The sequence below is a fragment of the Marinactinospora endophytica genome (genome assembly GCF_054780875.1).
The window spans coordinates 182,493-208,092 of sequence record NZ_BAAGVM010000006.1; the positions used below are offsets into that span (position 1 = coordinate 182,493).

The following is a 25,600-nucleotide window of genomic DNA, read 5'->3' on the forward strand; positions in this document are numbered from 1 at the left end:
TCTCAGTCCAGGGCGTGCAGCTCGACGTCGGTGAGCGCGCCGTCGGCGGCCCGGGCGGTGAGGTAGGTGTGGTGCGGCTGCCGGCGCCGGTCCGTGGGCGATCCGGGGTTGAGCAACCGCAGCCCATTGGGCGCGGTGGAGTCCCACGGGATGTGGGAGTGGCCGAACACGAGCACGTCGGTGTCGGGGAAACGCCCGGCGCAGCGCTTCTCCCGGCCACGCGCCGGCCCGGTCTCGTGGACCACCGCGAAGCGCACCCCGCCGAGTTCGGCCCGGGCGACCTCGGGAAGGCGGTGGCGAAGGGGCGGGCCGTCGTTGTTGCCGTAGACGGCGAGGAGTCGGGGCGCCCGCCTTTCCAGGGCGTCCAGCGAGGCCAGGTCGCACCAGTCGCCGGCGTGGATGACGACGTCGCAGCGATCCACCTCCTCCCACACGCGAGCGGGCAGGTCACGGGCGCGCCGTGGGATGTGGGTGTCGGACAGGATCAGCAGTCGCATACCCCTCTCCCTTCCCCTCTGGCCGGCCACGACCCGAAGGCCCTCAGCCGGATGAGTCGAGTCCTCGGGGTCGTTTCCGTCCCTTATCTCCGCTCCGGCTCCGAAGGGGCGCGGTGGACGACGTCGAGATCGCAGAGCCGGAGGCCATAGGGGCGCGGGAGGCTCCCGGCCGAACGCGGACGCCGCCCCGCCCTGTTCCATCGGGCGAGGCGGCGGGCGGATGGCGGGTGCCGCCCGCGCACCGGGCGGCGTCGAGGAGGAGCGGGGGATCGAGGTCCGCGGCGCCGGCCTGGCGCCTTGCCGGTCTCCTGGCCGTGGCCGGTCGATCAGCGGTGTCGCAAACCCCCGAATCCGCCGTCGTGGGTCAGCGGGCGGTCCTGCGCTCGAACAGCCGTTGTGCCACGACCATGGCGACCACGAGGATGCCGACGCACCAGGCGAGGGCGACCAGCGCCTGGTCTCCGGCGGTCCCCTGCATCATCAGGGCGCGGACGGTCTCGGTGATCGGGGTGATCGGCTGATGCTCGGAGAAGGCCCGCAGCACGGCGGGCATGGTCTCGGGCGGCACGAACGCGCTGCTCAGGTAGGGCAGGAAAAGGACGAAGAAGCTGAATCCGCTGGCCCCATCGGCGCTGCGGGCCACCAGGCCCAAGCAGACCGAGACCCAGGAGACCGCGAGGACGTAGAGCAGGACCAGACCGATCACCGCGCCCCAGTCCAGGAGCCCGGCCTCGGGGCGGAACCCCACGAGCAGGGCGGTGAGCAGGACGAGGAAGGTGGCGAACAGGTTGCGCGCCAGGCTGGCCAGAACGTGGCCGACGAGGACGGCCGATCGGGTGATGGGCATCGAGCGGAAGCGGTCGATGACGCCATTGGTCATGTCGTTGTGGACGCTGACGGCGGTGATGGCCGCACCGTATCCGGCGCAGAGCAGGACCACCCCGGGAACGACGTAGTCGATGTAGTCGCCATCGGTCCGGATGGCGCCACCGAACACGTAGACGAACAGGAGGAGCAGCAGGATCGGAAGCAGCACCCCGATGAGCAGGGAGTCCGGGGCGCGCAGGACGCGGCGCAGGCTACGGCCGGTCATCGTGGCGGAGTCGGCGAAGGCGCGCGCGATCCTCGGGGCGGGCGCCCGGGGAGGGGATTGGACGGTCATCGGTGGATCTCCTCGGGCTGGGTCTGGTGACCGGTCAGGGTGAGGAACACGTCGTCGAGGGTCGGTTTGCGCAGGACCAGCCGGTCGATGACGGCGTCATGGCGGTCCAGGCGGTCCAGGAGCGACTTGATCTGTCCGACGCTGCCGTCGGCGTCGACGGTCAGCAGGAGTTCCTCGGGTGCGGGATGGACCCCGGCCCCCGCCAGGACGGCGGCGGCCTGGCGGTAGTCGTCCTCGGTGGCGAAGCGCAGCTCGACGCACTCTCCGGGGGCACCGCGCTTGAGTTCGTCGGGGGTCCCCTCGGCGACGACCCGGCCGCCGTCGATGACGGCGATCCGGTCGGCGAGTCGGTCGGCCTCCTCCAGGTACTGCGTGGTCAGCAGCACGGTGACCCCCTCGCGGGTGAGTTCGGTGACGGCCGCCCACATCTCCTGCCTGCTGCGGGGGTCCAGTCCGGTGGTGGGTTCGTCGAGGAAGAGGACGGTGGGACGGGTGACGAGGCCGGCCGCGAGGTCGAGCCTGCGGCGCATCCCCCCGGAGTAGGTCGCGACCCGGCGCCGCGCCGCGCCGCCCAGTCCGAACCGGTCGAGCAGCTCGTGAGCCCGGGTCCGGGCGCCGGCGCGGCCCAATCCGCCCAGACGCCCCATCATCACCAGGTTCTCCTCGCCGGTGAGGAGCTCATCGACGGCCGCGTACTGCCCGGTCAGGCTGATCGCGCCGCGCACCCGGTCCGCTTCGCGCACGACGTCGAACCCGGCGACCTTCGCCCGGCCGGCGTCGGGCGGGATGAGGGTCGACAGGATCCGCACCATGGTGGTCTTACCCGCGCCGTTGGGTCCCAGCAGCGCGTAGACCGTCCCTGCGGTGACGTCCAGGTCGACGCCTCGGAGTACGGCGGTTCGGCCGAACGCCTTCTCCAGTCCGGCCACGTGGATGCTCGCGTCGTCGGTCACGCGCCCACCCCCTTCTATGTGTATGGCGTACACGCAATGTGTATCTTATACACATCGTTAGGATGGCGGGTCAAGGACGGATGGGGGGTGGACGGTGGCCATGCAGGGCGACACCGGCGAGAACGGCGATTCGCTGCCCCCTTTCCTGGAGACCCTCTGGGGACTGCGCGCCCCCTCGCGCCGGTCCCGTCCCGCCCTCTCCCTGGGGCGCATCGTCGGGGCGGCCATCGAGATCGCCGACGGCGGCGGCCTGGGCGCCGTCTCCATGGGGCGCGTCGCCGAACGGCTGGGCTTCACCACCATGGCGCTGTACCGGCACGTCCGCGGCAAGGACGAGCTCCTCGCCGCGATGCTCGACTCCGCCATCGGCGCTCCCCCCGACCTGTCCGGCCGGGACGGCTGGCGTAGCGGCCTGGAGGAGTGGGCGCGGGCCCAGTTCGCGGTGCTCCAGCGCCATCCCTGGATCCCCCAGGTCCCGCTCAGCGGCCCACCGCTGACCCCGAACGCGCTGGCCTGGCTGGACGCGGGCCTGGCCTGCCTGGCGGAGACCCGCCTGCACGAGGCGGAGAAGATCGCCGTGATGATGCTGCTGGACGGGCACGTCCGCCGCGAGGCGAAGACCGTGCAGGAACTCCAGCAGAGCGGGTGGCAGACCGGCGCGGCGGCGACGGCCTCCTATGGGCGGACGCTGGCCCGGCTGGTCACCCCCGAGGACTTCCCGGCCCTGCGCGCCGCCCTCGACTCCGGCGTCTTCGGCGCCGACCTGGAGGGCTACACCTCCAGCGACGTCGCCTTCGGCCTGCGCCTGCTGCTCGACGGGGTCGAACAGCTCGTCCGCTCACGCGACACCGCCTTCCCCACGGGGGGTTGACACCACACGGCCCCCCGGTAAGGTGCTGCACCGTGCCCGCGGAGGAGGCTCCGACACGGCGGCCTGACGCTCCGTTTCCACGGTGGGCCTCGCGACAGGGCGAAGGCCCGCGGCCGGTCTCCTTCTGATCCCCGCTCCCGCTTCCCACGCGCTCGAAGGCGCGCCCGCGGAGCGCGTGGACACTTTCACCGATGCGCATGACGACGGCGAGGACGCCGCGCGTGTGACGGGACCCGGCGTTCGTCTCCGGGCCCTCGCCCCGCTCTTCCAGGGTGGGCGGGCCGGCCCCCACGGGCCTTTCCTCCGCTTCCCGACACCGCTCCGCGCCTTCACGGCGGAGCGTCCCGATTCACGGGAGGAATCCATGCACACCACCACGATCACCACCTCCGTCCGGCGCCGCTGCGCCGGAATCCTCCTGGCCACCGCGCTGACGGCCACCGCGTTCTCGGTGTCCGGCCTGACCGGCGCCGCGCCGGCGCAGGCCGCCTCCACCACGGCGCACGAGGCCGCGCGGCACGCGCAGGAGAAGATCGGTTCCCCCTACGAGTACGGCGGGAGCGGACCGGACTCCTTCGACTGCTCCGGGCTGATCCAGTGGTCCTACCGCCAGGCCGGAGTGGACCTGCCCCGCACCACCTACGACCAGCACGAGGCCGGCACCCCGGTGGACCGGGACGATCTGCGCTACGGCGACCTGCTGTTCTTCTACGAGGGGCCCGGTCACGCCGGGATCTACATCGGCGACGGACGGATGGTGCACGCCCCCGGTTCCGGGGACGAGGTGGAGACGGTGAGCCTGTCGGGCCACTTCGAGGCCAACCTCACCGGCGCCGTCCGCGTGGCCTGACCTCGCCCCCGGCCGGGTGGGCCCTCCTCACACCGGCCGGGGGTTTCAACCCCGCCCGGCGGGGTTAGTCGGGGGCCATGCCCACGGCTTTCCACGGTCTTGGACGGCGGTGGAACCGGGCCGTGGGCGCCTGCCGGGCCGGACGGCCACGCCGAGAGGAGCATGGGGGTATCACCCGATGACGCACGATTTCCCGTCCCACGGCGGTTACGACCCGGGCTCCTTCGAGGAGTTCCTGGCCCGCTTCTTCGGAGCGGGGGGACCGCGGCGGCCGGTGCGGCGCGTCGACATCTCCCAGCTCATGGACGACGAGGCACGGCAGGTGGTGAACGAGGCGTTCGCCCGCGCGGCCCAGTCCGGCCGCTCCGATCTGGACGCCGGGCACATCCTGTGGGCGCTGCTGCGGCACGAGGGCACCCGCGCCCTGGTGTCACGGGCGGGCGGCGACCCCGACCGGTTGGAGCAGGCACTCGGGGACACACCGACCGATCAGCCCGTCCCCCAGAGTCCACCGACGTTGACCCCGGCGGCGAAGCGGACCCTGCTGGACGCCCACCAGATCGCCCGCGCGCTCGGACACTCCTACATCAGCCCACCGCACCTGCTGTTCGCGCTCGCCGTGAACGACGAGAGTCCCATCGGCCGACTGCTCGCCGAATCCGGCGTCACCCCGAACACCCTCCAGGCCGCCGCCGGCGGGGAACGGCCGCCGGGGCAGGGCGGCACGGCCAAGAGTTCAACGCCCAACCTGGACGAGCACGGCACCGACCTGACCGCGTTGGCCCGCGAGGGCCGGCTGGACCCGGTGGTGGGCCGCGACGAGGAGATCGAACAGGCCATCGAGGTCCTGGCGCGGCGCCGCAAGAACAACCCGGTGCTGATCGGCGACCCGGGCGTCGGCAAGACCGCGATCGCCGAGGGGATCGCCCGCCGCATCACCGACGACGATGTCCCCGAGACGCTGCGCGGACGGCGGCTGGTCCAGCTCGACCTGGCCGGCGTCGTCGCCGGCACCCGCTACCGGGGCGACTTCGAGGAGCGGTTGAAGAACCTCGTGGACGAGATCCGGGCGAACGCCGGACAGCTGCTCATCTTCATCGACGAACTCCACACGATCGTCGGGGCCGGCGCGGCCGAGGGATCGATGAGCGCGGGCAACATGCTCAAGCCGGCGCTGGCCCGCGGCGAGCTCCACATCATCGGCGCCACGACCATCGACGAGTACCGCCAGAACATCGAGAAGGACGCCGCGTTGGAACGCCGCTTCCAGCCGATCCTGGTGCCCGAACCGAGCGTCGAGGACACCATCGAGATCCTGCGCGGCCTGCGCGACCGCTACGAGGCCCACCACCAGGTGCGGTTCAGCGACGAGAGCCTGGTCGCCGCCGCCGAGCTGTCCGACCGCTACCTCACCGACCGCTTCCTGCCGGACAAGGCCATCGACCTGATGGACCAGGCCGGCGCGCGGGTGCGGCTGCGCGTCAAGACGCCCAGCACGGACCTGCGCGAGCTGGAACAGCGGCTGCGTCAGTTGGAGGAGCGCAAGGAGCACGCGGTCTTCGAGGAGGACTACGAACAGGCGTCGGCGCTGCGCGACGAGATCAACGAGGTCCGCGAGTCCATCGCGCAGGCCCGCTCGACCGGGACCGGGGGCGTGCCCGAGGTCGGCGTCGTCGACATCGCCGAGGTGGTCTCGCGGCTGACCTCCATCCCCGTCACCCAGCTGACCCAGGAGGAGCGCGAACGGCTGGTCAACCTGGAGGAGCACCTGCACGCGCGGGTGATCGGCCAGGACGAGGCGGTGACGGCCGTCGCCGAGGCGATCCGCCGCTCGCGCGCCGGCCTGGCCGACCCCGACCGCCCCATCGGCAGCTTCCTGTTCCTCGGCCCCACCGGGGTGGGCAAGACCGAGCTGGCGCGTGCGCTGGCCGAGGCCCTGTTCGGCTCTGAGGAGCGCATGATCCGCTTCGACATGAGCGAGTTCCAGGAACGCCACACCGCCAGCCGGCTGATCGGGGCGCCGCCCGGCTACGTCGGCTACGAGGAGGCCGGGCAGCTCACCGAGGCGGTGCGGCGCAGTCCGTACGCGGTCGTCCTGCTGGACGAGATCGAGAAGGCCCACCCCGACGTGTTCAACCTGCTGTTGCAGCTGCTCGACGACGGCCGGCTCACCGACGGCCAGGGGCGGACAGTCGACTTCCGCAACGTCGTCGTCATCATGACGAGCAACCTCGGCTCGGAGCTGATCACCAGCAGCGGCCCGATCGGTTTCACCGCCGGCGACGGCACCAGCGGCTCCCAGCTGGAGGATCGGGTGATGAAGCGGCTGCGCGAGGAGTTCCGGCCGGAGTTCGTCAACCGCATCGACGAGATCATCGTGTTCTCGCAGCTGGCCGAGGAGCAGATCGCCCAGATCACCCGGCTGATGCTGGCCGACACCGAGCGGCGGCTGCGCGCCCAGGACATCGACGTGGAGTTCACCGACGGCGCGGTCCGCTGGATCGCCGAGCACGGTTACCAGCCGGACTTCGGCGCCCGGCCGCTGGCCCGCACCATCCAGCGCAACGTCGACAACCGGCTGTCGCGGTTGCTGCTCAACGGGGACATCGACGCCGGCGACCGCGTGATCGTCGGCGTGGACGACGACGGGCTCTCCTTCCGGACGGAGTCCACGCCGGTCGTCCCGTCCCCGTCGTGAGTTCGCCGATCCGCCTGATCGAGGAGGCACCATGACCCACCTGCGTGACACCAAGGCCGTGGAGCGGGCCCTGTCGGACCTGGACTATCCGGCGGGCAAGGACGAGGTGGTCCGCCACGCCGAACAGGGTGACGCCCCGCAGGAGGTGCTGCGCGCGCTGCGCGCCCTGCCCCTGGGGGAGTACGCCAACACCGCCGAGGTGCTGCGTTCGCTGCCTCTGGACCCCGACCGCGACACCGGGTCGACACCGGTGAACCCGATCGAGGAGGAACTCGGCGAGAACCGGGGAAGCTGACCCGCGCCGCCGTGCCCTCGTGGGGCCGTCCCGTCGAACGGGGCGGCCCCACCAACGTCACGCCAGTTTCGCCAGCGCCTTGAGGATGCGCTTGTCGGAGACGGGGTAGGCGGTGCCGATCTCCTGCGCGAACAGGCTCACCCGCAGCTCCTCCAGCATCCAGCGGAGCTCGCGCACATCCTCATCAGCGGCGCGCCCGGGCGGCAGCGCGGCGATCGCGTCCTCGCAGGCGCGGCGCATCTGCTCGACCTTGGCCATGTTGACCTGGTCGCGGCGCGGGTTCTCGGGCAGCTTGGTGACACGGTGGCGCAGCGCCCGCAGGTAGCGCACGAGGTCGGGCAGGCGCCGCCACCCGGTCTCGGTCACGAACCCCGGGTGGACCAGGCCCGCCAGCTGCTTTTGCGCGTCGGCCAGCGACGGCAGCACCGCCATGCTGGTGGTGCCCTTGAGGTCGCGGCCGGCCTGGTGCCACAGCGTCAGGACCTTCTCGACCCGGCCGACGACGTCGGTGAGGGTGTCGGCCAGTTCGGCCCGCACGTGGTCGCGTAGCCGGGCGAACCCGTCGGCGTCCCACACCGGTCCGCCGGCGTCGGCCATGAGCTTGTCCACGGCGCAGGCCGTGCAGTCCTCGAACAGCGCGGCCACCCCGCCGTGCGGGTTGCGGCTGAGCGCGAGCTTGGCCTGGTTGGACAGCCCGCGCTGGACCACGGCCACCGGTGAGGGGATCTGGAGCAGGAGCAGGCGCCGGGTCCCCGCCCACATGGCCTGCCGCTGCTCGGCCTCGCTGTCGAAGATGCGCACGGCGACGCTGGCGCCCTCGTCGACCAGGGCGGGATAGCCGCGGACGGCGTGCCCGGCGGTCTTGCGTTCGAAGGTGCGCTGCAACGGGCCGAAGTCCCAGTCGGTGAGCCCCTTCTTCTCGATGCCGCGGGCCTCGGCCGAGATCGCCTTCTGCAACTTCGGCTTGAGCCGGCGTTTGAGGCCGTCGAGGTCCTTGTCCTCGGCGAGGGCGCGCCCGCGGTCGTCGACCGCGCGGAAGGTGACGCGCAGGTGGTCGGGGACCCGTTCGAGGTTCCAGGCGTCCTCGGGGATGCGCAGCCCCTTCATCTCGCCGAGCTCGCGCGCCAGCGCCCGGGTCAGCGGCTCGGCGTGGGGCGAGAGCCGGGCCAGCACGGCCCGCGCGGTGTCGGGGACGGGGACGAAGGAGGTCCGCAGCTGTTTGGGCAGGGACCGGATCAGCGCGGTCACCAGTTCCTCGCGCAGGCCCGGGATCTGCCAGTCGAAGCCCTCGGGCCCCACCTGGTTGAGGACCTTCAGCGGGATGTGCACGGTGACGCCGTCGGCCTCGGTTCCCGGCTCGAACTGGTAGGACAGCGGGAATACCAGCTCGCCCTGCCGCCAGGTGTCGGGATAGTCGGCCTCCCTCACCTCGTCGGCCCGTTCGTTGATCAACATCGACTTCTCGAAGTTGAGCAGCTCGGGGTCGGAGCGGCGGGCCTGCTTCCACCAGGTGTCGAAGTGGCGCGCGGAGACGACCTCGGCGCCCACCCGCTCGTCGTAGAAGGCGAACAGGGTCTCGTCGTCGACGAGGATGTCGCGCCGGCGGGCGCGGTGCTCGAGGTCCTCGACCTCTTCGAGCAGGCGCCGGTTGGCGTGGAAGAACTTGTGGTGGGTCTGCCAGTCGCCCTCGACCAGGGCGTGGCGGATGAACAGCTCCCGCGATACCTCGGGGTCGATACGCCCGTAGTTGACCTTGCGCTGCGCCACGATGGGCACGCCATAGAGGGTGACCCGTTCGTAGGCCATGACCGCGCCCTGGTTCTTCTCCCAGTGCGGCTCGCTGTAGGTGCGCTTGACCAGGTGCCCGGCCAGCGACTCGACCCACTCCGGTTCGATGCGGGCGTTGACCCGACCCCACAGGCGCGAGGTCTCGACCAGCTCCGCCGACATGACGAACCTCGGCTGCCGTTTGAACAGCGACGAGCCCGGGAAGATCGCGAACTTCGCGCCGCGCGCCCCCAGGTACTCGTTCTTTTCCGGATCCTTCAGCCCGATGTGGGAGAGCAGACCGGCCAGCAGCGCGGCGTGGACCCGCTGGGGGTCGGCGTCGGCGCCGTTGACGGTCACCCCGATCGTGCGGGCCACCTGCTTGAGCTGGCCGTAGATGTCCTGCCACTCGCGGACGCGCAGGTAGTTGAGGAACTCCGCCTTGCACAGCTTGCGGAACTGGTTACCCGACAGCTCCCGCTGCTGTTCCTGGAGGTACTTCCACAGGTTGAGGTAGGCGAGGAAGTCGGACTCCTTCTCCGAGAAGCGGGCGTGCTTCTCGGCGGCGGCCTGCTGCTTGTCGACCGGGCGTTCGCGCGGGTCCTGGATGGACAGCGCCGCCGTGATGATCATGACCTCGCGGACGCAACCGTTGTCCTCGGCGGCCAGCACCATGCGCCCCAGGCGGGGGTCGACGGGGAGCTGGGCGAGCTTGCGGCCGAGCGGGGTGAGGCGCTTCTCCGGATCGCTCCCCTCGGTGTCGATCGCGCCCAGCTCCTGGAGGAGCTGCACGCCGTCCTTGATCTGGCGGCGGTCCGGCCCCTCGACGAAGGGGAAGGCCGCGATGTCGCCGAGGCCCAGCGACGCCATCTGGAGGATGACCGAGGCGAGGTTGGTGCGCAGGATCTCCGGGTCGGTGAACTCCGGGCGGGAGAGGAAGTCCTCTTCGGAGTACAGCCGGATGCACACGCCCTCGGAGACACGACCGCAACGGCCCTTGCGCTGGTTGGCCGACGCCTGCGAGATCGGCTCGATCGGCAGGCGCTGCACCTTGGTGCGGTGGCTGTAGCGGGAGATGCGGGCGGTGCCCGGGTCGATCACGTACTTGATGCCGGGGACGGTCAGCGACGTCTCGGCGACGTTGGTGGCCAGCACGATCCGGCGGCCCCGGTGCGGCTGGAACACCCGGTGCTGTTCGGCCGAGGACAGCCGGGCGTACAACGGCAGGATCTCGGGGACCTCGCGCCTGTTGCGCAGGTGCTTGTCCAGCGCCTCGGCGGTGTCGCGGATCTCGCGCTCGCCGCTGAGGAACACCAGGATGTCGCCCGGCCCCTCGGCGCACAGCTCGTCCACGGCGTCGCAGATGCCCTGGATCTGGTCGCGGTCGGAGTCGGTGGTGACCCTGTCGTCCTCGTCGAGCACCGCGTCGCCGGCGAGCGGCCGGTAGCGCACCTCCACCGGGTAGGTGCGGCCCGACACCTCGACGATCGGCGCGTCGCCGAAGTGCCGGGAGAAGCGCTCGGGGTCGATCGTCGCCGAGGTGATGACGACCTTCAGGTCGGGGCGGCGCGGCAGGAGCTGCTTGAGGTAGCCGAGGAGGAAGTCGATGTTGAGGCTGCGTTCGTGCGCCTCGTCGATGATGATCGTGTCGTAGCGGCGCAGCAGACGGTCCTGCTGGATCTCGGCCAGCAGGATGCCGTCGGTCATGATCTTGACGAGCGTGTCGTCGCTCGACTGGTCGGTGAAGCGGACCTTGTAGCCGACGGTCTCGCCGAGGGAGGTGCCGAGCTCCTCTGCGATGCGTTCGGCGACGGTGCGCGCCGCGATCCGCCGCGGCTGGGTGTGGCCGATCGTCCCGTACACGCCGCGTCCCAGCTCCATGCAGATCTTGGGGAGCTGGGTGGTCTTTCCCGAACCGGTCTCACCGGCGACGATGACGACCTGGTGGTCGCGGATCGCCTCGGCGATCTCGTCCTTCTTCTGGCTGACCGGGAGGGCCGCGGGGTAGGTGATCGCGGGCACGGACGAACGCCGCCGTTCCAGTCGCTGGACGGCGGCGTCGATCTCGGCGCCGATGGTGTCGAGGACGGCGGCGCGCTTCTTGTCGTCACGGATCTTGTGCGCGCCGTCGATACGGCGACGGAACCGATGCCGGTCGGCGGGCATCAGCTCGGCCAGACGCTCCCGGAGCTGGGTGGAGGCGGGTGTCACAGGCGGCGTTCTCATACAGTCGCAAGGATAGGCGGGGGTGCAACGGGTTTTCCTCGCTGCCCAGAAGGGCAACGGTACGGCCATCCCCGTTGTTCCCGCACTTTGGGAGTGTCACGCCGGTCCGGTCCGTGAGGCCCGCGAGCACGGTCACGGCGTCATCGCGGCTCCCCGCAGGCCGACGTCCGCCCGCCACCGAGGAACAGCGCCCAGGTGGCCATCGGCGCGTCGCCTCGGGAAGGCCCTGTGACGCCGGTGCCGCCCGGATCCCCGGGAGAACCATCGGCGGGGTGCCGGCCCCAGGCCGTACTCAACGCCTCGGCCAGGTACAGCCCCCGCCCTCCCGTCCGGCCCGGCGAGGGCAGTTGCGCGCGGACCGGCCCGGTCCCTGCCCCCTGGTCGGCGACCTCCAGGTAAACGACCCCCCGCCCCAGGCCGGCCAGGACGACGGTGACCTCTCCCCCGACGTCGCCGGAGGCGGTGTGGCGGATCGCGTTGCCGAAGAACTCGCTGGTGACCAGCTCCACGGCGTCGGCGACCGTCCCGAACGGGCGCACCAGGCCGCGAATCCACAGCCGCGCCTCGCGGCACTGTTCGGGTCTGCCCGGGAAGATCCGCGTCTCGGCGAGCAGGCATAGACCGCCCGAGCGGCCGGCGCTCACGCGGCGGCCCGCGCCAGGCACCGTGGACGAGACCGCACCGCCCGGGCGATTCCGGCGGGGGTCTCGCCGCGCGCGGTCGGAGCGAGCGACGCGGTGACCCGCCATGGCTCGTCCACGGGCGCGTACCCGCCGCCGTCCCACAGGAACCACCAGTCGCCGCCGTACTCGGCGACCACGACGGCGACGCGCCTCCCCTGCCGGGTGGTGTAGAGCACCGGGTGGTCGGAATCGGCCAGGGCGACCACCACCGGGCGGCCGAGTCGCAGCAACAGCCCGCGCAACCGGGTGAGGTGTGAGCGTCGATGTTGACCTGAACTGTCCAGCCCCTTGCGGGGAGAAGCGATGGACGGCATGAGGAGGTCCCCTCCCAAGCAGAGTGACACGCTGTGTAAAAGCTCGAACACGCACAGCATAAGTGAGTCGACTCAAACTGGAAAGACTAAAGATGAGTTGACTTAAGTTAAGTCGCTGTAGAGAGCCCCTAGCATGACTCCGACAAGACGAGGAGGGTGTCCATGTCCGAGCGGCACAGCCCTGGCGTCCGTCGGCGGAGACTGTCCGCGGCGCTCCGGCGACTGCGCGCTGATTCGGGGATGTCCGCCGTCGAAGTGGCCGAGCGTTTGCGCTGGTCACCCGCAAAGGTGACACGGATCGAGCGCAACGAATGGAAGCGTCCGAACTACCGCGACGTGGAAGATCTGGCCGACCTCTACAACGTCTCGCGGGAACAGAGGGAACATCTCATCGGTCTGACCGAGGAGTCCCGGGAACGCGGTTTCTGGCGGGAATACCAGGACGTCTTCGTCGGGCCGCTTCCCGAGTTTGAGGCAGAAGCCACCCGAATTCGCACCTACGAAGGCTTGGTCGTCCCGGGTTTGCTACAGACGCCCGATTACTCCGCCGAAGTCTTCCGCGGCGGCCGCGTGGTCCACCCTGAAGAGATCGAACGTCGTGTCGAAGCCCGTATGGCGCGAAGGCGCGTGCTGGACGACCCGTCGGGACCGCACTTGTGGGCAATCATCGACGAGGCCGCCCTACTGAAGATCGCGGGCTCTCCAGAGACCACCCGCGGCCAGCTCCACTTTCTCATGGAGATGGCCGAGCATCCTCGGGTGACGATCCAGGTCGTCGGCAACGAGGCCGGTACCCACGCAGCGGTCTTTGGGGCGTTCTCCCTCATCGACTTCCCACGTCCCGAGCCGTCCGTGGTCTATCTGCCGACAGCGGTCGAACCCCTCTACATCGAAGATCAGACCTACGTGGATCGATATACGCTCATTTACGATCACGTGCACGGTTCAGCCCTGAGTCCGGTCGACTCGGTGGCCCGCATCCAGCACATCATCGAACGGCTACCGGAGTAAAAGAGAACAATGAGCATGCGGCCCACGGTGTTCCGCAAATCGTCCTATTCCGCATCCGACGACAACTGCGTGGAGGTGGCTGACCTCTACGACGCCACCGCCGTCCGCGACTCCAAGCACCCCGACGCTGGACACCTCGTCTTCACCACCACCGAGTGGTCGGCCTTCCTCACCACCCTCAAACACGGCAACCTCTGAAGCCAAGAGAGATCGGCCATAGGCACACATTCGCTGCCCTTCCACAGGACCCACCGGTCACCGCCTTACTCCGCGACCATGTGGGCAGCACGGTCTCACGCTGGGAGCTCGGCGAACGGCTGCCCCGGCCGGCCGATCTCCGCCTGCTTCTCGATGTCTACGAGGTCGAGGGGGAGCAACGCGACGTGCTGCTCTCCCTCGCGCGTGAAGCCCGGCAACGCGGCTGGTGGCACGTGCACGGTGACGCGGTACCGGACTGGTTCCAAGGATTCGTCGGCCTGGAGTCCGAAGCGTCGAGCATCTGCTCCTATGAATCGGAGTTTGTCCCCGGCCTCTTGCAGACCGCCGACTACTCTCGGGCGATCCATCACGGAGCGGTGCGCTCCCACAGCGATGAGGAGATCGAGCGTCGAGTGGCCGTACGCATGAAACGACAGGAACTGCTGCAACGCCCCGACAGTCCGCAACTCTGGTTCATCCTGAACGAGGCCGTCATACGACGCCTCGTCGGAGGCCCGGAGGTGATGCGCAGGCAACTGGAGCATCTGATCGAAGTGATCGAGCCGCCTCGGGTGACCGTGCAGATCCTGCCCTATGACCTCGGCGCGCATCCCGGCATGGACGGAGCCTTCACCATCCTGGGCTTCCCCGCCGCTACAGACACCGACATCGTCTACCTCGAAATGCAGACGAGCAGCCTCTACATCGAAGAACCCGAGGAGGTGGAACGCTACAACGTGGTGTTCAACCACCTCAGGGCCACCGCGTTGGGCACCGACCGTACGATCGGCATGCTCCATGGGATCATCGATGAGAGCTGACAATTCTTCGAGGAGGTGCGGGATGGACCCGCTCGCCCTGTCCGCTCCCTGGCGTAAGAGCAGCTACAGCAACGGCAACGGAGGCAACTGCGTGGAGGTGGCCGACCTCCACGACGCCACCGCCGTCCGCGACTCCAAGCACCCCGACGGTGGACACCTCGTCTTCACCGCCACCGAGTGGTCGGCCTTCCTCACCACCCTCAAACACGGCGGCCTCTGACCTTCGGCGCAACGGCCCGTTCCCGCTGACATCGGGTGTCCAGGCACCCGGCCGTGCCTCTCTCGTCCCCCTCCCGGCCCCGTGGGCGTGGCGGGACACGGGCCTGCTCGCCCTGGAGCCGCCCAGGTCTTGTCCGGGCGGGACCGCGGGCGCGCCGGCCCGACAGGGGCGGTGGCCGCCGTGGTGGACCTTCCCCGGCCCCAAGCGGGTGAAATCGACGCGGGCAGGACATCCGGGGACTCCCCTCCGTCACACCACCTGTAAGAGCTGGTCGCGGAGGTTGAGGATGGCGGCGAGGCGACCGCTGGTGTCGGGGTGGGAGCGGCGGGCGTAGGCGGAGATGGCCTCCTCGGCCTCGGTGAGAGCCTGCCGGTAGCGGCGGTGGACCGCCAGGGCCGTGGCGTGGTAAACCAGCGCCTCGGTCAGCCCCTCCTGATAGGAGAGGTTGTCGGGGAAGATCTCGATCAGCCTGCGCCACACCCGTACCGCGTCCTCGGCATAGCTCAGCGCCTCGTCGTAGCGCTGCTGGTTGTGCAGGATCACCGCGAGCTTGGTGAAGGCGACCGCGCAATAGGGCGCCTGGGCCGCCGACAGGGAGCGCAGCACCGACCGGTAGTAGCCGGCGGCCTCGGCCAGCGCCTCGTGGGCGCGGGGAATCCGGCCGGTGTTGACCAGGAGGCGGCCGTGCTGGGTGAGGATACGGGCGTAATCGGAGCCGTAGCGGTCGGGCTGGTCCGCGACCAGGCCCCGGTAGATCTCGACGGACCGCGCGCTGGAGGCGATGGCGTCGGGCACCGATCCCGCGTCCCGCTGGTACTGGCCGAGGCGGCTGAGGGCGTCGGCGTAGAGGGGGGTGAACCTGTCGGGGTCGAGGGTCGCCAGGTCGCGGTAGCCGCGGACGGCGCGGGCCGCCGACTCCATGCCCTCGTGGACCTGGCCGTCACTCGCGAGGAAGCGGGCGCGGTTGTACAACAGGGCCATCTCCTGGGGGAGGAGATCCGGGTGGGCGGGGTCCAGGCGCCTCATCCGCTGGATGAGGTCGAGCGCCTCCCCCGAGGCGTCGGCGGCCTCGGCGAAACGCATGTGGTCGGCGAGGCGGACGCTCTCCTGGAACAGTTCGGAGCACCGCTCGTAGAGGTGGGAGAAGTCTTCTCGCTGGGGCATACGTCATTGTGGCGCGACGGAACGTAAGCGACGAGCCCCAAGAAACGGCCGATATCGGACTTCCCATACGCTTGCCGGAACTCCCCTGGAAGCGCTAGCGAAAAAAGACGCATTAGGCGTCACGACACTCCCGTGTTTCACATTTCTTTGACACGCGCTCCCGAACTTCGCTACTAATTTTTCGTCACACCGCGACACCCCTACAGCGCATTCATCCCGTGCGCTCCCATTCCGGACACATCACCGCCCTCGGTGCTCCCGAATCGGAATTCCACCGGCGCGGAGTGACCCCTATGCGAACAGGCATTCTCCCGATCTCCGACTTTCCCCCGCGGGGCCGCCACCAGGCCACCCTCCGAGGAAGGAAACGATGCCATGCGCTCCAGGCACGCGACGCCGGAACGCCCCGCCGAACTGGACAGACTCCGCCAGCACTTCGGTCCGCTCGGCTGGTGCCTGTGGTACGGCGAGTGGACTCGGTCATTCTGGGCGAGTCACCCACGACTCTATCTCCTCGTCGAGGGGAACACCTTCGAGGAATTCGAGCAGGCCCTCGCCGAAGCCGCCCGCAGGTTGGCCGTTCCCCGCCCGCACAAACCGGCGCACGCCGCGCGGCGCCCCTCGCTTCCGGTGGATCCCCTCGCGATCGCGGAGGACCTTTCCACCATTTCCGAGCGCGCCCCCCTGCCCATCTGATCCCGTTTTCCCGGACCTTCCCTGTCCTCCCAGGTGTCCGCGTCGGACGATGGGATCCCTTCCTGCGCGACTCGTCCGTGTCCGCCCTTCTTCCGGCACCGTTTTACCGCTTCCTGGGGTAGCGCCCGGTGACGGTGGGTAGCGCCCGGCCATCAGCACCCTGGGAGGAAGGACGCCTCATGTCCGATGACGGGCTCCAGCCGGGCGGCGAGGTGGGCGGGAAGAACCACGGCCGTCAGGCGGACGGTGGACGTCTCGGAAGAGGGCCCGCGGTACCGGGTGCGCAGCGAGGAAGACGGCCGTGAGGCCGCGCACCGGCCCTCCGCGCCGGAGCGGGAGCAACGCGTCCCGAGCGGGGCTCTCATCGGCGCGGGTGAGCACACTGGGAAGGGGAGAGCCGACGTTGGCCGAGCAAGACCACAAGAGCCTTCGTGACGAGTTCGACGAGGCCGTCAACATGACGGTGGCGGAGTTGGAGAACTGGCTGAAGTCGGAGGAGTCACAGGAGGTCGGTGACACCAAGGGCCACGAGGAGTCCACCGGCCACCACTCGGGACGCGAGATCGTGCGGATCAAGCGGACGAGGGTCGACGACCTGAACGACGCCGACTACCGGCACATGCGCAAGGTCATCGGTTACGTCCACCGCCACCTCGCGCAGCGCCCGAAAGGGGACGTGCACAACACTCCCTGGCGCTACTCGCTGATGAACTGGGGACACGACCCGTTGAAGAGGTGACCGGATGCCGCCGGGCGACCGGCGGCACCGCCTCCCCGTTTCCGATCCGGACGAGGTCCGATGCAGACGTTCCTGCCCCATGCCGGTTTCGCGGCCTCCGCCCAGGTCCTGGACGATCGCCGTCTGGGCAAACAACGGGTGGAGACGCTACAGATCCTGCGCGCCCTGGTCTGGCCGGAGTACGGGTGGAAACACCACCCCGCCGTGGCGATGTGGCGGGGGTTCGTCCCCGCGCTGGTCGGATACGGGGTGGCGATCTGCCGGGAGTGGCGCGAACGGGGCTACTCCGACGCGGTCCTGCCGGCGCTGCTGGAGTTCACCGGTGGCCGTGTCCCCGAGGAACCCGAGCTGTGCGCGGGCGACCTGATGCCCCCGTGGCTCGGCGCGGAGCCGTTGCACGACTCCCACCGCTCCTCGCTGCTGCGCAAGGACGCCGCCCATTACCTCGCCCACTTCCCGGAGGTTCCCGAGCACCTGCCCTACGTCTGGCCGCAACCGGTGTTCCCGCGTTGGCCGCTGCGTCGCGGCCGTCCCGAACCGTTGAGCCCGCGCGAGGCGCTGGCCCTGCTGGGCCTGGAGGAGGCGCCCACCGGGTATTTGGAGGCGGTGGAGCGGGTGTCCCGGGGAGAGGGCGCCGAGGTCCATCCGACCGCCCCCGGGGACACGACGGCCGGGCTGCTGGCCGGACTGTGCACGCCGGGCGAGACCCTGTGGCTGTTGACCGGGACCCCGCCCGCCGAGGTGACGGTGACCGGGGGAACCGGTTCGGCGGGGGTGATCGGCACCGCGAGCGCGTCGGTGGCCCGCCGGCCCGGACCTGAGGACGTGGCGGCGATGCGCGCCGAGGCGGAGGCGGCGCCGGAGTTCCGCTTCCGCCGCATCCCGCCCGGTGCCGGCGCGGTGCACATCCCCGAGCGGGTGGGACTCGTCGTGGTCGCCGACGCCGAGATCATCCCCCCGCCGGACGGTCCGCCCGTGCTGCGCCTGTCCGGCGAGGGGACGGCCTGGACCGGGGCGTGACCTCGCCGGCCGCGGCCGGCGAGGTCCCCGGGCAGCGCCGGATCACCTCTCGGGCACGTAGAACTCCGTGGTGGCGCGGACCGCCGAGGCGACCACGTCGGCCGGCGTTCCGGCCGCCGCGTAGGCCTCGCCCCAGGCGTCACTGAGGCGGCGCGTGTACTCGCGCGCCTCCTCGCTCTGCTCCCACTCGCCGGGGTCCTCGATCGTCTCCCCGCGCAGGTGCAGGAAGAGCCCCAGCAGGCCCAGGTCCCAGCCGACGCCCGTGGCGCCGGGGCCGTAGCGGTCCCACATCTCCGGCGGGATCACGCCGATGTGCTCCAGTTCGAAGAGGGTCCGCTCGTCCTCCTGCGGGGTCAGACGGACCTCGACCTCGCTGAACCCGGGGTTCTCCCCGAACAGCCAGCTCACCCTCAGCAGGCGCGGGGGTTCGCAACGCAGGATCTCGCCGCCCGCGTTGCCCTCGACCTGGTAGCGCCCGCCGAGACGGAAGTCACCGGTGACCGGCGCGAACCAGCGCCCGATCCGTTCGGGGTCGGTGCAGGCGTCCCACACGTCCTCGACCTCCGCGTCGTAGACCCGGCGCAGCATCACGGTCTTGGCCTGTCCCTCGGGGAGGGCACGCTCACCGACCTCGCGGTGCACCTCGTTGATCCGGTCCACGATGTCGCTCATTGGTTCTCCTCGTGTTTCGGTCGCTCGACGGCATCACCGTCGAGTCGCCGTCTCCGTCTTCCTCGGGCGAGTTCGGTGCCGAGCGCGTCCAGACGTTGCTCCCAGAAGCCGCGGAACCGGTCCAGCCACACGTCCACCTCGCGCAGCGGCGCGGCCTCGACGGCGTACAGCCGCCGGGTCCCCGCGACGCGCACCGAGGCGAACCCGTTCTCCCGTAGCACGCGCAGGTGCTGCGACACCGCGGGTTGGGAGATCCCGAACTCGGCGCTGATGGCCTCGGTCACGGCTCCGGAGGAGCGCTCCCCTTCGGCCAGCAGTTCCAGGATCCGACGGCGCACCGGATCCCCCAGGACGTCGAACGCATGCACACCCACACTATTTCACTCTCTGCTTATATAAGTCAAAACTTATTATCTGTTCCACGGGTGGTCTCCTCCCCGGAAACCCGGCGGGCCGGGCGCGTTAGGCTCGAACCGCCCCAGCACCGACCGTCTCGGGACCGCCACGTGACCGTGCACGCGCCACCTCCCCTCTCCCGCCACCAGGAGACCACGCGCCGTCCGGCCCCTCGGGCGGGTGGCGCGTGATCGCGCGCGGCCCCCGACGGCTGGGGCGGCTCCTGCCGGAGGACCCCCGCTCGGTCGGCCCCTATGAGCTGATCGGTCGCATCGGCATCGGTGGAATGGGGACCGTCTACGCCGGCCGGACCGAGGGACTGAGCGGATACCTCGCCGTCAAGGTGGTCCACGACGTCCATGCCGCGTCCCCCGACTTCCGCGCCCGCTTCGCGCGCGAGGCCCGCGCCCTGGCCCGCGTGGACAGTCCCTGTGTCGCGCGCTTCGTCCAGGCCGACGTGGAGGCCCCACGCCCCTGGCTGGCGACGGAGTACGCGCCCGGTCCGACCCTGCGCCACCACGTCGAGCGCCGGGGCGCGCTACGCGGGGGCATGCTGCTGGGGCTGGCCGTCGGGGTCGCCGACGCCCTGCGCTCGATCCACGACGCCGGGGTGGTGCACCGCGACCTCAAACCCGGCAACGTCATCCTCGCCCCGGGCGGCCCCAAGGTGCTGGACTTCGGCATCGCCCACGCCCCAGTGGAGGACGCGACCCGCTGGCTGCGATTGCGCCGGCTACGCCGCAGGACCCGGGAACTGCGCATACCCGACCCGCCCGGCCTGCTCGACCCGCCGGGACCGGGCCCGCGGACCGGCCGTGACGCGGTCGGCACGCCCGGCTGGATCAGTCCCGAGCAGTACCGGGGCGAGGCGGTCACCGCCCGTTCCGACGTGTTCCTGTGGGGCGCCCTCGTGGCCTTCGCCGCGGCCCGGCACGACCCGTTCGGCCACGGCCATCCCCGGGAGCTGGCTCGCCGCGTCCTGACGGAGGAGCCCGATCTGGCGGGCCTGCCGGCGGGGCTGGAGGAGCTGGTCGTCACGGCGATGGCGAAGGACCCGGCCGCGCGGCCGGACTCGGCCACCCTGCTCCATCGGACGCTGGCACTGGCCGAACGCCGCGCCCCTTCGCCGACGGACCCCGATGCGGAAGGCGAGCGTCGCAGGGTCCGCGCCCTGCTCGCCCGGGAGTGGACCGGGGTCGCGGCACGGCCGGCCGGACCTCCGCGGCGGGGACTGTCCGACGTGTTCGGCAGGCGCGGGGTCGAGCGGCGGGTGTGACCCGCCCCCTCGTCTGCCCCGATGAAGCGGGGAACCACGTTCCACCACGAGACGTCGGAGTGCGTGGAGGGGTCGCCGCGGGCGCCTTGTCGCGGCCCCTCCACCGACGTGCCACTCCGGCACCGAGGCTTCACCCCGGCGACACCGTGATTTCGCGTCCCGCGCCATCACCCAGGGCACAATCCGGAAAAGACCAGATTTCCACATTTCTTTGCTTTCCTCATCAGGAATCCCGGAAGAGAATGCCCGCACCGAGCGCACCGGCCCTGGAAATAGACACGGCCCTCTCCTCGGAAGAGAGCCCTTTGGCTACAATTCCGGCGAGAATTGTCCACCTCCCCTCGCTCATGCCGGAAGGCGGACGCGCAGCGGCCACCGTCCGTGAGCCCGGCACCACGGCGACACGCGAACGGGGTCCCCACTCACCCGTCCCGCGGGGCGGGGTGCGCATCACGGCCGGACCCGACAGTGAGGACAGAGCGTGAGGATTTCGGTGATCGTCCCGGCCTACAACGAAGAGGCCGTGATCGGGCGGTGCCTGGACGCGCTGCTCGCCCAGACCGAGCCGATCGACGAGATCCTCGTCGTCGACAACAACTCCACCGACCGCACCGCCGACATCGTCCGGGGATACCGGCATCGCGGGGTCCGGCTCCTCTCCGAACCCCGCCAGGGTCTGATCCCCGCGCGCGACCACGGTTTCGACAGCGCCGACGGTGACGTCCTCGGCCGCATCGACGCCGACACCGTGGTCGAGGCCGACTGGGCGGCCCGGCTGCGCGAGGTGTTCGCCGACCCGACCGTGGCCGCCGCCACCGGTCCCTCCTGGTTCCACGACGCTCCCCTGCGGCGCACCGGCCTGGCCGCCCAGCGGTTACTGTGCCATCGGGTCAACCGGGTCCTGTCGGGACACCCGATGCTGTGGGGGTCGAACATGGCGTTGAGCCGGGTCGGGTGGGAGAAGCTGCGCGGCCACACCTGCCCCGGCCCCGACATCTTCGAGGACCTCGACCTCGCCATCCACCTGCACCGGCTGGGCCTGCGCGTCCACTACGCCGAGCGTCTGCGCGCCGCCACCTCGATCCGCCGGCTCAGCGGCCCCGCCGGCGACCTGCGCCGCTACCTGCGCATGTGGCCGCGCACCTACCGGCTGCACGGGCAGCGCCGCGCCGCGGCGGGCGCCGTGGCCGTGGCGGCGGTGGGCCAGGCGCTGATGTATCCGACCAACGTCCTGCTGGTGCGCCCCTACTCTCCGGACACCGGTGGAACGCCGGTGACGCGGTTCTTCTCCCGCGCCTCCGGCGCGGCCCGCCCCCTGCCCTGACCCGTCGGCCCATCGGCGCGGCGCCGCTCCCCGGTCCCACCATGGGGCCGCGTCTCCTCCTCGCCGGTGTGCCCGGCGGCGGCCAGGCCGGCCAGGGCCGCCTCGGCGAAGGCGTCGACCGACGCGGGGCGGCGCCGGGGCGCCCACACCACCGAGGTGCACCAGGCCAGGGGCGCTCCCTCCAAGGGAAGCCAGACCGGTCCCTCCGGCAGACCGCCCAGCGGACGTTCGTTGAAGTGGATCCCCTGTCCGCCAGAACCAGGCCGTTGACGAAGAGCGGGTTGCGCGCGTGCCGGACGGCTCCGGGCCGAGACCCCTCGGAACGGCAGTCGGACAGGATCCGGTCGTAGAGCATCGGCGCCATGGCTCGGGGGAAGATCACCAGGGGCGCTCCGTTGAGGTCCCTCATCCGCACCTCTCCCCCGCGCGGGGGTGGCCGACCGGGAGCAGCACCCCCAGCGAGCGCCGCACCACCGGCCCCGACTCCAGGCCGGAGGTGCCGGAGGAGTGCCGCACGACCCCGACATCCGGCGTCGCCTCGCGTAGGGCCGCCGTCTGTTCGCCATGAGCAGTCACACGATCTCCTACATGGCTGACCAGCGTGGTGGCGATGCTCGCCTCCCCGGCGCTGTGCCCGTTCGCGGCGAGGGCCGGCGACCGGTTCGGGCGCCGGCCGATGCCGCTGGCGGCCTGTGGCGGGTTCGTCGTGCTGACCGCTGCGGCCTTCCACCTGATGGGCACCGGTCTGGCCGGCGCGCTGGTCCGCACGTCAACGTTGGCCATGCTGGTCGCGGTGATCGGGACGTCCCACGTCCCGGCGATGGTGGAGATGTTCCCCGCGCAGCTGCGGGCCGGCGGTTCGGCCCTGGGCTACACCACGGCCTACGTCCTGTTCGGCGGGACCGCGCCCTCCGTGGCGACCTGGCCGGTGATCGCCTCGGGCAGCGCTGTCGCCCCGGCCTACTGCCTGGTCGGCGCCGCGGTCATCGGCGTCCTGGTGGCGGCGCTGCTGTTCAAGGAGACGAGATCGCTGTCGCTGACGCGCACGACGGTGCGCTGACCGGTCGCGGTGTCCCCGCCCCCGGCAGGGGCGGGGACGGCTCACCCCGCCGCCGCGATGGCCTGGGACAGTCCCTGGGCGGTGAAGATCTCCTCGCCCTGGAGGCGCCCGTCGACGTAGACCGCCGGCGTCCCCTGGAAGGCGTTCTCCCCCGAGTAACGTTCCGCGACGGCGGCCGTGGCGTCGAGCACCTCACCGACATAGGTGCCCGTCAGGAAGCTCTCGTCGGTTTCAGGTCCGCTCACGGAGACGCGCCGGGCGTTCGCCCAACGCTGGGCGACGGTGTTCTCGGCGTCGACCCGTTCGGCGAAGGCCGCGTCGGAGATCCCGACCTGCTCCCCCCACGCCCGCAGGTCCAACGGGACGAACCCCTCGGCGTCCTCGGGCGGCTGGTTGGCGAACAGCAGATCCTTGTACTCCACGAACCTGCCGTGGTCGGCCGCGGCGCGTGCCGCGGCGGCGGCTCTCAGCGAGTTGACGCCGGCCGGCCCGGGGGCTCCCGCGAAGACCGACACCGGACGGTAGTGGACGATGGCCACGCCGTCCTCGGCGACCTCCTTCAGGGTCCGGGCGTTGACCTCCTCGAAACGGCGGCAGACCGGGCACTGGAAGTCGAGGTAGACCTCCACGATCGGCGCCCACTCGCCGGCCCGGGCCAGCACGACGCTGCCGTCCTCCTGGAGGATCTGCGGGGGGCGTGGCCCCCCGAGTCCCGTGTCGGCGCCTGCGGTCGGCGTCGCGGGAGGGGGGTGTCCCGGACCGACCGGCCACTGCGGATCCGAGTCGGTCATGACGGGACCTCCCGGCCGCGTCGGCGAGGGCGTGGGGCCTCTGGGAGGACGCACGGCGCTGCTGCGGTCATCTTCGAACACCTCCGGGGTCGAACGAGACGGCCGACCCGCTCGGGACCGGCCGCGACACGTCTTCCTGCGGCACCTCGACGGTGCCCGGTCCGGATCAGCCCTCGATCGGCAGCTCGTCGAGGTTGTGCACGTGGCTCTCCTGAAGCCGCATGACGGCCTCGTCCCCCTTGAAGAAGGTGAGCAGACCGTCCTCGCGCACGATCTGGTCGGCGTCCAGCGTCTGGATGGTCGAGTTCTCACCGTCGCTGTACTCGATGCGGTACCTGGTCATCTTCTGGTCCCCCCGTGGGCTCTCGCGGTGCGCGGCGACGGCCCCGTCTCCCCCGACCGTGCTCCCGCGCGGTGGCGACCGCCGCGCGGACGTGACGGGCCACCCCGCCTCTCAATATAACGAGACGCAGTAGATCAATGACAAAGCGTGATAAAAGTGTCGCGTCCCCACTGCGCGGGTCCCGGAGCCCACGGAAACGGGAAAGACCCGTGAACACGGGTCTCGCCCGCGCACCACCAGGGGCTCGAACCCGGAACCGCCGGTCAAGAGCCCCCGCCGCCGCTCCGTCCCAGGAGGCCTACCACCACGACGGCCCCGCACCGGTTCCCGACGGCCGGTCCCCTGTCCGCTGGACGGCCGCGAAGGGACCGCTCCTTCCTGGCACGCGCCGGGAACCGGAGGCCCCCGCGGAGCTCTGCCAGAGGACGCCGGGCGCGCGGCCGGAGACGTCGACACCGGAAGGTCCACCTGGTCATGGGCCGGTGAAGCGCGCACCGTCTCCACGGCGGGGCACCGGCAGCGCTCATCATCAGTGCCCCGGAGAAGGCCGCCCCTCATCCTGCACCGGGACGGTCGCCACCGCCAAAGGCGTCAGGGATCGGGCGACACCGGGTGCGGGGAATGTCGCCGGGACCGGGCGGTGCGCCCTTGTTGAGACGCGGCGCACCGCCACGGCCTGCCGGGTTCCCCGTTCAGGCGCCGGCGCCGCCGTCGACCGGCACGATCGCGCCGGTGACCATCGAGGCGCGGTCGCTGAGCAGCCACGCGGCCACCTCGGCCACCTCGCGGGGCTCGGCCATGCGGCCGAGTGGGGTCGCCGCCCTGTTGCGCTCGATGATGCCCGGGGAGACCGCCTCCCACGCCTCCATCATCTCCGTGGCGGTGCCGCCGGGGGTGATGCCGTTGACGCGGATGCCCCGACCGCCCCAGGTCACGGCCGCGGTCTCGGTGATGCTGTTGAGCGCGCGCTTCATCGCGCCATAGGCGGGCAGGGCGGGGTTCGCGCGACGGCTGCCGATGCTCGAGGTGTTGACGATCGCCCCGCCGCCGTTGCGCTGCATGAGTGCGGCCTCGGCGGTCATGGCGGTCCAGTGCGAGCGGAAGTTCACGGCGAACTGCTCGTCGATGTCCTCGTCGGTCGTGGAATCGAGCGGGCCGGGCCGCTGGACCGCCGCGCCGTTGTTGAAGGCGCCGTCGAGCCGTCCGTGCAGCTCTTCGACGCGGCCGACGGCGGCGCGGATACTCCCGCGGTCGGCGAGGTCCATGGTGACGGCGTCGGCGACACCTCCGTCGGCACGGATCTCGGCGACGATGCGGTCGAGGGCGTCAGTGCTGCGGGCGGCCAGCACGACGGCCGCGCCCTCGGAGGCGAAGAGCCGGGCCGCGGCGGCCCCGATGCCGCGGCTGGCGCCGGTGATGAACACGACCTTGCCGGTGAGCAGGCCGATGGGTGCGATGTCGGTGGTGTTCGTCATGACGACAGCATCCGGCCGGTCCCCCGACCGGATGCAGGCACAGGCAGTACCAGGATCCGCCGCCGGACAGCGTGCAGA

General features: G+C 70.9%; 27 protein-coding genes. 14 read left to right on the plus strand and 13 right to left on the minus strand.

Translation table 11 applies throughout. The features are described 5' to 3' along the window. Positions 1-2: 2 nt before the first annotated feature. The 3 genes from ACYVHU_RS13745 to ACYVHU_RS13755 form a co-directional block, all read right to left on the minus strand. Positions 3-497 (minus strand): metallophosphoesterase family protein, encoded by a 495-nt coding sequence (locus ACYVHU_RS13745; RefSeq protein ID WP_078762226.1) that lies wholly within the window; start codon positions 495-497, stop codon positions 3-5. 364 nt (positions 498-861) lie between these two features. After that, on the minus strand, positions 862-1,659 hold the full coding sequence (locus ACYVHU_RS13750; RefSeq protein WP_078762227.1) for an ABC transporter permease: 798 nt from the start codon (positions 1,657-1,659) through the stop codon (positions 862-864). After that, positions 1,656-2,612: an ATP-binding cassette domain-containing protein gene (locus ACYVHU_RS13755; RefSeq protein ID WP_144390128.1), complete on the minus strand. Its 957-nt coding sequence runs from the start codon at positions 2,610-2,612 to the stop codon at positions 1,656-1,658. Before ACYVHU_RS13755 ends, ACYVHU_RS13750 begins: the two co-directional genes overlap by 4 nt. 100 nt (positions 2,613-2,712) lie before the next feature. On the opposite strand from ACYVHU_RS13755, the gene ACYVHU_RS13760 reads away from it, so the two are divergent. The 4 genes from ACYVHU_RS13760 (at position 2,713) to ACYVHU_RS13775 (ending at position 7,326) form a co-directional block, all read left to right on the plus strand. Further along, positions 2,713-3,483 (plus strand): TetR/AcrR family transcriptional regulator, encoded by a 771-nt coding sequence (locus tag ACYVHU_RS13760; protein WP_498948687.1) that lies wholly within the window; start codon positions 2,713-2,715, stop codon positions 3,481-3,483. Between the two features lie 364 nt (positions 3,484-3,847). Further along, the gene (locus ACYVHU_RS13765) at positions 3,848-4,333 is read left to right on the plus strand and encodes a C40 family peptidase (protein WP_498948688.1); all 486 of its coding nucleotides are present in this window, start codon (positions 3,848-3,850) and stop codon (positions 4,331-4,333) included. Positions 4,334-4,511: 178 nt separating this feature from the next. Further along, positions 4,512-7,031, plus strand: a complete 2,520-nt coding sequence (locus tag ACYVHU_RS13770) for an ATP-dependent Clp protease ATP-binding subunit (protein WP_078762229.1) — start codon at positions 4,512-4,514, stop codon at positions 7,029-7,031. A 31-nt stretch (positions 7,032-7,062) separates the two neighbouring features. Beyond that, on the plus strand, positions 7,063-7,326 hold the full coding sequence (locus tag ACYVHU_RS13775) for a DUF2795 domain-containing protein (RefSeq protein WP_078762230.1): 264 nt from the start codon (positions 7,063-7,065) through the stop codon (positions 7,324-7,326). 57 nt (positions 7,327-7,383) lie between these two features. Here the strand turns inward: ACYVHU_RS13775 and hrpA are convergent, their stop codons facing one another. The 3 genes from hrpA to ACYVHU_RS13790 all read right to left on the minus strand — a co-directional run bounded on the left by hrpA (position 7,384) and on the right by ACYVHU_RS13790 (position 12,316). After that, positions 7,384-11,319, minus strand: a complete 3,936-nt coding sequence (gene hrpA, locus ACYVHU_RS13780; protein ID WP_078762231.1) for an ATP-dependent RNA helicase HrpA — start codon at positions 11,317-11,319, stop codon at positions 7,384-7,386. Positions 11,320-11,459: 140 nt separating this feature from the next. Continuing rightward, positions 11,460-11,963: an ATP-binding protein gene (locus tag ACYVHU_RS13785; protein ID WP_235000997.1), complete on the minus strand. Its 504-nt coding sequence runs from the start codon at positions 11,961-11,963 to the stop codon at positions 11,460-11,462. Beyond that, on the minus strand, positions 11,960-12,316 hold the full coding sequence (locus ACYVHU_RS13790) for a hypothetical protein (RefSeq protein ID WP_432939060.1): 357 nt from the start codon (positions 12,314-12,316) through the stop codon (positions 11,960-11,962). Before ACYVHU_RS13790 ends, ACYVHU_RS13785 begins: the two co-directional genes overlap by 4 nt. 162 nt (positions 12,317-12,478) lie before the next feature. On the opposite strand from ACYVHU_RS13790, the gene ACYVHU_RS13795 reads away from it, so the two are divergent. The 4 genes from ACYVHU_RS13795 to ACYVHU_RS13810 all read left to right on the plus strand — a co-directional run bounded on the left by ACYVHU_RS13795 (position 12,479) and on the right by ACYVHU_RS13810 (position 14,566). Then, positions 12,479-13,327 (plus strand): helix-turn-helix domain-containing protein, encoded by an 849-nt coding sequence (locus ACYVHU_RS13795; RefSeq protein WP_432939057.1) that lies wholly within the window; start codon positions 12,479-12,481, stop codon positions 13,325-13,327. Between the two features lie 9 nt (positions 13,328-13,336). After that, positions 13,337-13,525: a DUF397 domain-containing protein gene (locus tag ACYVHU_RS13800; protein WP_432939054.1), complete on the plus strand. Its 189-nt coding sequence runs from the start codon at positions 13,337-13,339 to the stop codon at positions 13,523-13,525. 80 nt (positions 13,526-13,605) lie between these two features. Beyond that, on the plus strand, positions 13,606-14,346 hold the full coding sequence (locus ACYVHU_RS13805) for a DUF5753 domain-containing protein (protein ID WP_432939051.1): 741 nt from the start codon (positions 13,606-13,608) through the stop codon (positions 14,344-14,346). A 22-nt stretch (positions 14,347-14,368) separates the two neighbouring features. Beyond that, positions 14,369-14,566: a DUF397 domain-containing protein gene (locus tag ACYVHU_RS13810; RefSeq protein ID WP_078762234.1), complete on the plus strand. Its 198-nt coding sequence runs from the start codon at positions 14,369-14,371 to the stop codon at positions 14,564-14,566. 249 nt (positions 14,567-14,815) lie between these two features. Here the strand turns inward: ACYVHU_RS13810 and ACYVHU_RS13815 are convergent, their stop codons facing one another. After that, entirely contained in the window at positions 14,816-15,730 is a 915-nt protein-coding gene (locus ACYVHU_RS13815; protein WP_078762235.1) for a tetratricopeptide repeat protein, read from the minus strand. 375 nt (positions 15,731-16,105) lie between these two features. On the opposite strand from ACYVHU_RS13815, the gene ACYVHU_RS13820 reads away from it, so the two are divergent. The 3 genes from ACYVHU_RS13820 to ACYVHU_RS13830 all read left to right on the plus strand — a co-directional run bounded on the left by ACYVHU_RS13820 (position 16,106) and on the right by ACYVHU_RS13830 (position 18,185). Continuing rightward, positions 16,106-16,426: a hypothetical protein gene (locus ACYVHU_RS13820; RefSeq protein WP_498948693.1), complete on the plus strand. Its 321-nt coding sequence runs from the start codon at positions 16,106-16,108 to the stop codon at positions 16,424-16,426. 373 nt (positions 16,427-16,799) lie between these two features. Next, the gene (locus ACYVHU_RS13825) at positions 16,800-17,165 is read left to right on the plus strand and encodes a DUF3140 domain-containing protein (protein WP_235000999.1); all 366 of its coding nucleotides are present in this window, start codon (positions 16,800-16,802) and stop codon (positions 17,163-17,165) included. A 60-nt stretch (positions 17,166-17,225) separates the two neighbouring features. Next, a complete protein-coding gene (locus ACYVHU_RS13830) occupies positions 17,226-18,185 on the plus strand; it encodes an MSMEG_6728 family protein (protein ID WP_078762238.1) in 960 nt (319 codons plus the stop codon). Between the two features lie 42 nt (positions 18,186-18,227). On the opposite strand, the gene ACYVHU_RS13835 is transcribed toward ACYVHU_RS13830, so the two are convergent. Both ACYVHU_RS13835 and ACYVHU_RS13840 read right to left on the minus strand, forming a co-directional pair. Next, positions 18,228-18,857: an SRPBCC family protein gene (locus tag ACYVHU_RS13835; RefSeq protein ID WP_078762239.1), complete on the minus strand. Its 630-nt coding sequence runs from the start codon at positions 18,855-18,857 to the stop codon at positions 18,228-18,230. After that, the gene (locus ACYVHU_RS13840; RefSeq protein ID WP_200813649.1) at positions 18,854-19,225 is read right to left on the minus strand and encodes an ArsR/SmtB family transcription factor; all 372 of its coding nucleotides are present in this window, start codon (positions 19,223-19,225) and stop codon (positions 18,854-18,856) included. The genes ACYVHU_RS13835 and ACYVHU_RS13840 overlap by 4 nt, the downstream gene beginning before the upstream one ends. Positions 19,226-19,440: 215 nt before the next feature. Here ACYVHU_RS13840 and ACYVHU_RS13845 point away from each other — a divergent pair, with 215 nt between their 5' ends. Beyond that, positions 19,441-20,529 carry a serine/threonine-protein kinase gene (locus ACYVHU_RS13845; protein WP_498948696.1) on the plus strand — a complete coding sequence of 363 codons (1,089 nt, stop codon included), beginning with the start codon at positions 19,441-19,443 and terminating at the stop codon, positions 20,527-20,529. A gap of 481 nt (positions 20,530-21,010) precedes the next feature. Further along, positions 21,011-21,853: a glycosyltransferase family 2 protein gene (locus tag ACYVHU_RS13850; RefSeq protein WP_078762242.1), complete on the plus strand. Its 843-nt coding sequence runs from the start codon at positions 21,011-21,013 to the stop codon at positions 21,851-21,853. 405 nt (positions 21,854-22,258) lie between these two features. Here the strand turns inward: ACYVHU_RS13850 and ACYVHU_RS13855 are convergent, their stop codons facing one another. Next, positions 22,259-22,429 carry a type 2 periplasmic-binding domain-containing protein gene (locus ACYVHU_RS13855; protein WP_235001000.1) on the minus strand — a complete coding sequence of 57 codons (171 nt, stop codon included), beginning with the start codon at positions 22,427-22,429 and terminating at the stop codon, positions 22,259-22,261. Between the two features lie 34 nt (positions 22,430-22,463). Here ACYVHU_RS13855 and ACYVHU_RS13860 point away from each other — a divergent pair, with 34 nt between their 5' ends. Continuing rightward, positions 22,464-22,913 carry an MFS transporter gene (locus tag ACYVHU_RS13860; RefSeq protein WP_498948699.1) on the plus strand — a complete coding sequence of 150 codons (450 nt, stop codon included), beginning with the start codon at positions 22,464-22,466 and terminating at the stop codon, positions 22,911-22,913. Positions 22,914-22,954: 41 nt separating this feature from the next. On the opposite strand, the gene ACYVHU_RS13865 is transcribed toward ACYVHU_RS13860, so the two are convergent. The 3 genes from ACYVHU_RS13865 to ACYVHU_RS13875 all read right to left on the minus strand — a co-directional run bounded on the left by ACYVHU_RS13865 (position 22,955) and on the right by ACYVHU_RS13875 (position 25,522). Further along, on the minus strand, positions 22,955-23,704 hold the full coding sequence (locus ACYVHU_RS13865) for a DsbA family protein (RefSeq protein WP_498948700.1): 750 nt from the start codon (positions 23,702-23,704) through the stop codon (positions 22,955-22,957). 166 nt (positions 23,705-23,870) lie between these two features. Continuing rightward, positions 23,871-24,047, minus strand: coding sequence for a hypothetical protein (locus ACYVHU_RS13870; RefSeq protein WP_159457272.1), 177 nt, complete (start codon positions 24,045-24,047; stop codon positions 23,871-23,873). 692 nt (positions 24,048-24,739) lie between these two features. Further along, a complete protein-coding gene (locus ACYVHU_RS13875; RefSeq protein ID WP_078762245.1) occupies positions 24,740-25,522 on the minus strand; it encodes an SDR family NAD(P)-dependent oxidoreductase in 783 nt (260 codons plus the stop codon). Between the last annotated feature and the right edge of the window lie 78 nt (positions 25,523-25,600).

Bases quoted from the DNA above. Each gene is read 5' to 3' on its own strand.
- ACYVHU_RS13765 (WP_498948688.1), top strand. From the start codon at position 3,848: ATGCACACCACCACGATCACCACCTCCGTCCGGCGCCGCTGCGCCGGA.
- ACYVHU_RS13860 (WP_498948699.1), top strand. From the start codon at position 22,464: ATGCTCGCCTCCCCGGCGCTGTGCCCGTTCGCGGCGAGGGCCGGCGAC.
- ACYVHU_RS13815 (WP_078762235.1), bottom strand. From the start codon at position 15,730: ATGCCCCAGCGAGAAGACTTCTCCCACCTCTACGAGCGGTGCTCCGAA.
- ACYVHU_RS13795 (WP_432939057.1), top strand. From the start codon at position 12,479: ATGTCCGAGCGGCACAGCCCTGGCGTCCGTCGGCGGAGACTGTCCGCG.
- ACYVHU_RS13820 (WP_498948693.1), top strand. From the start codon at position 16,106: ATGCGCTCCAGGCACGCGACGCCGGAACGCCCCGCCGAACTGGACAGA.
- ACYVHU_RS13870 (WP_159457272.1), bottom strand. From the start codon at position 24,047: ATGACCAGGTACCGCATCGAGTACAGCGACGGTGAGAACTCGACCATC.
- ACYVHU_RS13775 (WP_078762230.1), top strand. From the start codon at position 7,063: ATGACCCACCTGCGTGACACCAAGGCCGTGGAGCGGGCCCTGTCGGAC.
- ACYVHU_RS13770 (WP_078762229.1), top strand. From the start codon at position 4,512: ATGACGCACGATTTCCCGTCCCACGGCGGTTACGACCCGGGCTCCTTC.
- ACYVHU_RS13745 (WP_078762226.1), bottom strand. From the start codon at position 497: ATGCGACTGCTGATCCTGTCCGACACCCACATCCCACGGCGCGCCCGT.
- ACYVHU_RS13875 (WP_078762245.1), bottom strand. From the start codon at position 25,522: ATGACGAACACCACCGACATCGCACCCATCGGCCTGCTCACCGGCAAG.
- ACYVHU_RS13790 (WP_432939060.1), bottom strand. From the start codon at position 12,316: ATGCCGTCCATCGCTTCTCCCCGCAAGGGGCTGGACAGTTCAGGTCAA.
- ACYVHU_RS13760 (WP_498948687.1), top strand. From the start codon at position 2,713: ATGCAGGGCGACACCGGCGAGAACGGCGATTCGCTGCCCCCTTTCCTG.
- ACYVHU_RS13810 (WP_078762234.1), top strand. From the start codon at position 14,369: ATGGACCCGCTCGCCCTGTCCGCTCCCTGGCGTAAGAGCAGCTACAGC.
- ACYVHU_RS13750 (WP_078762227.1), bottom strand. From the start codon at position 1,659: ATGACCGTCCAATCCCCTCCCCGGGCGCCCGCCCCGAGGATCGCGCGC.
- ACYVHU_RS13830 (WP_078762238.1), top strand. From the start codon at position 17,226: ATGCAGACGTTCCTGCCCCATGCCGGTTTCGCGGCCTCCGCCCAGGTC.
- ACYVHU_RS13865 (WP_498948700.1), bottom strand. From the start codon at position 23,704: ATGACCGACTCGGATCCGCAGTGGCCGGTCGGTCCGGGACACCCCCCT.
- ACYVHU_RS13800 (WP_432939054.1), top strand. From the start codon at position 13,337: ATGAGCATGCGGCCCACGGTGTTCCGCAAATCGTCCTATTCCGCATCC.
- ACYVHU_RS13835 (WP_078762239.1), bottom strand. From the start codon at position 18,857: ATGAGCGACATCGTGGACCGGATCAACGAGGTGCACCGCGAGGTCGGT.
- hrpA (WP_078762231.1), bottom strand. From the start codon at position 11,319: ATGAGAACGCCGCCTGTGACACCCGCCTCCACCCAGCTCCGGGAGCGT.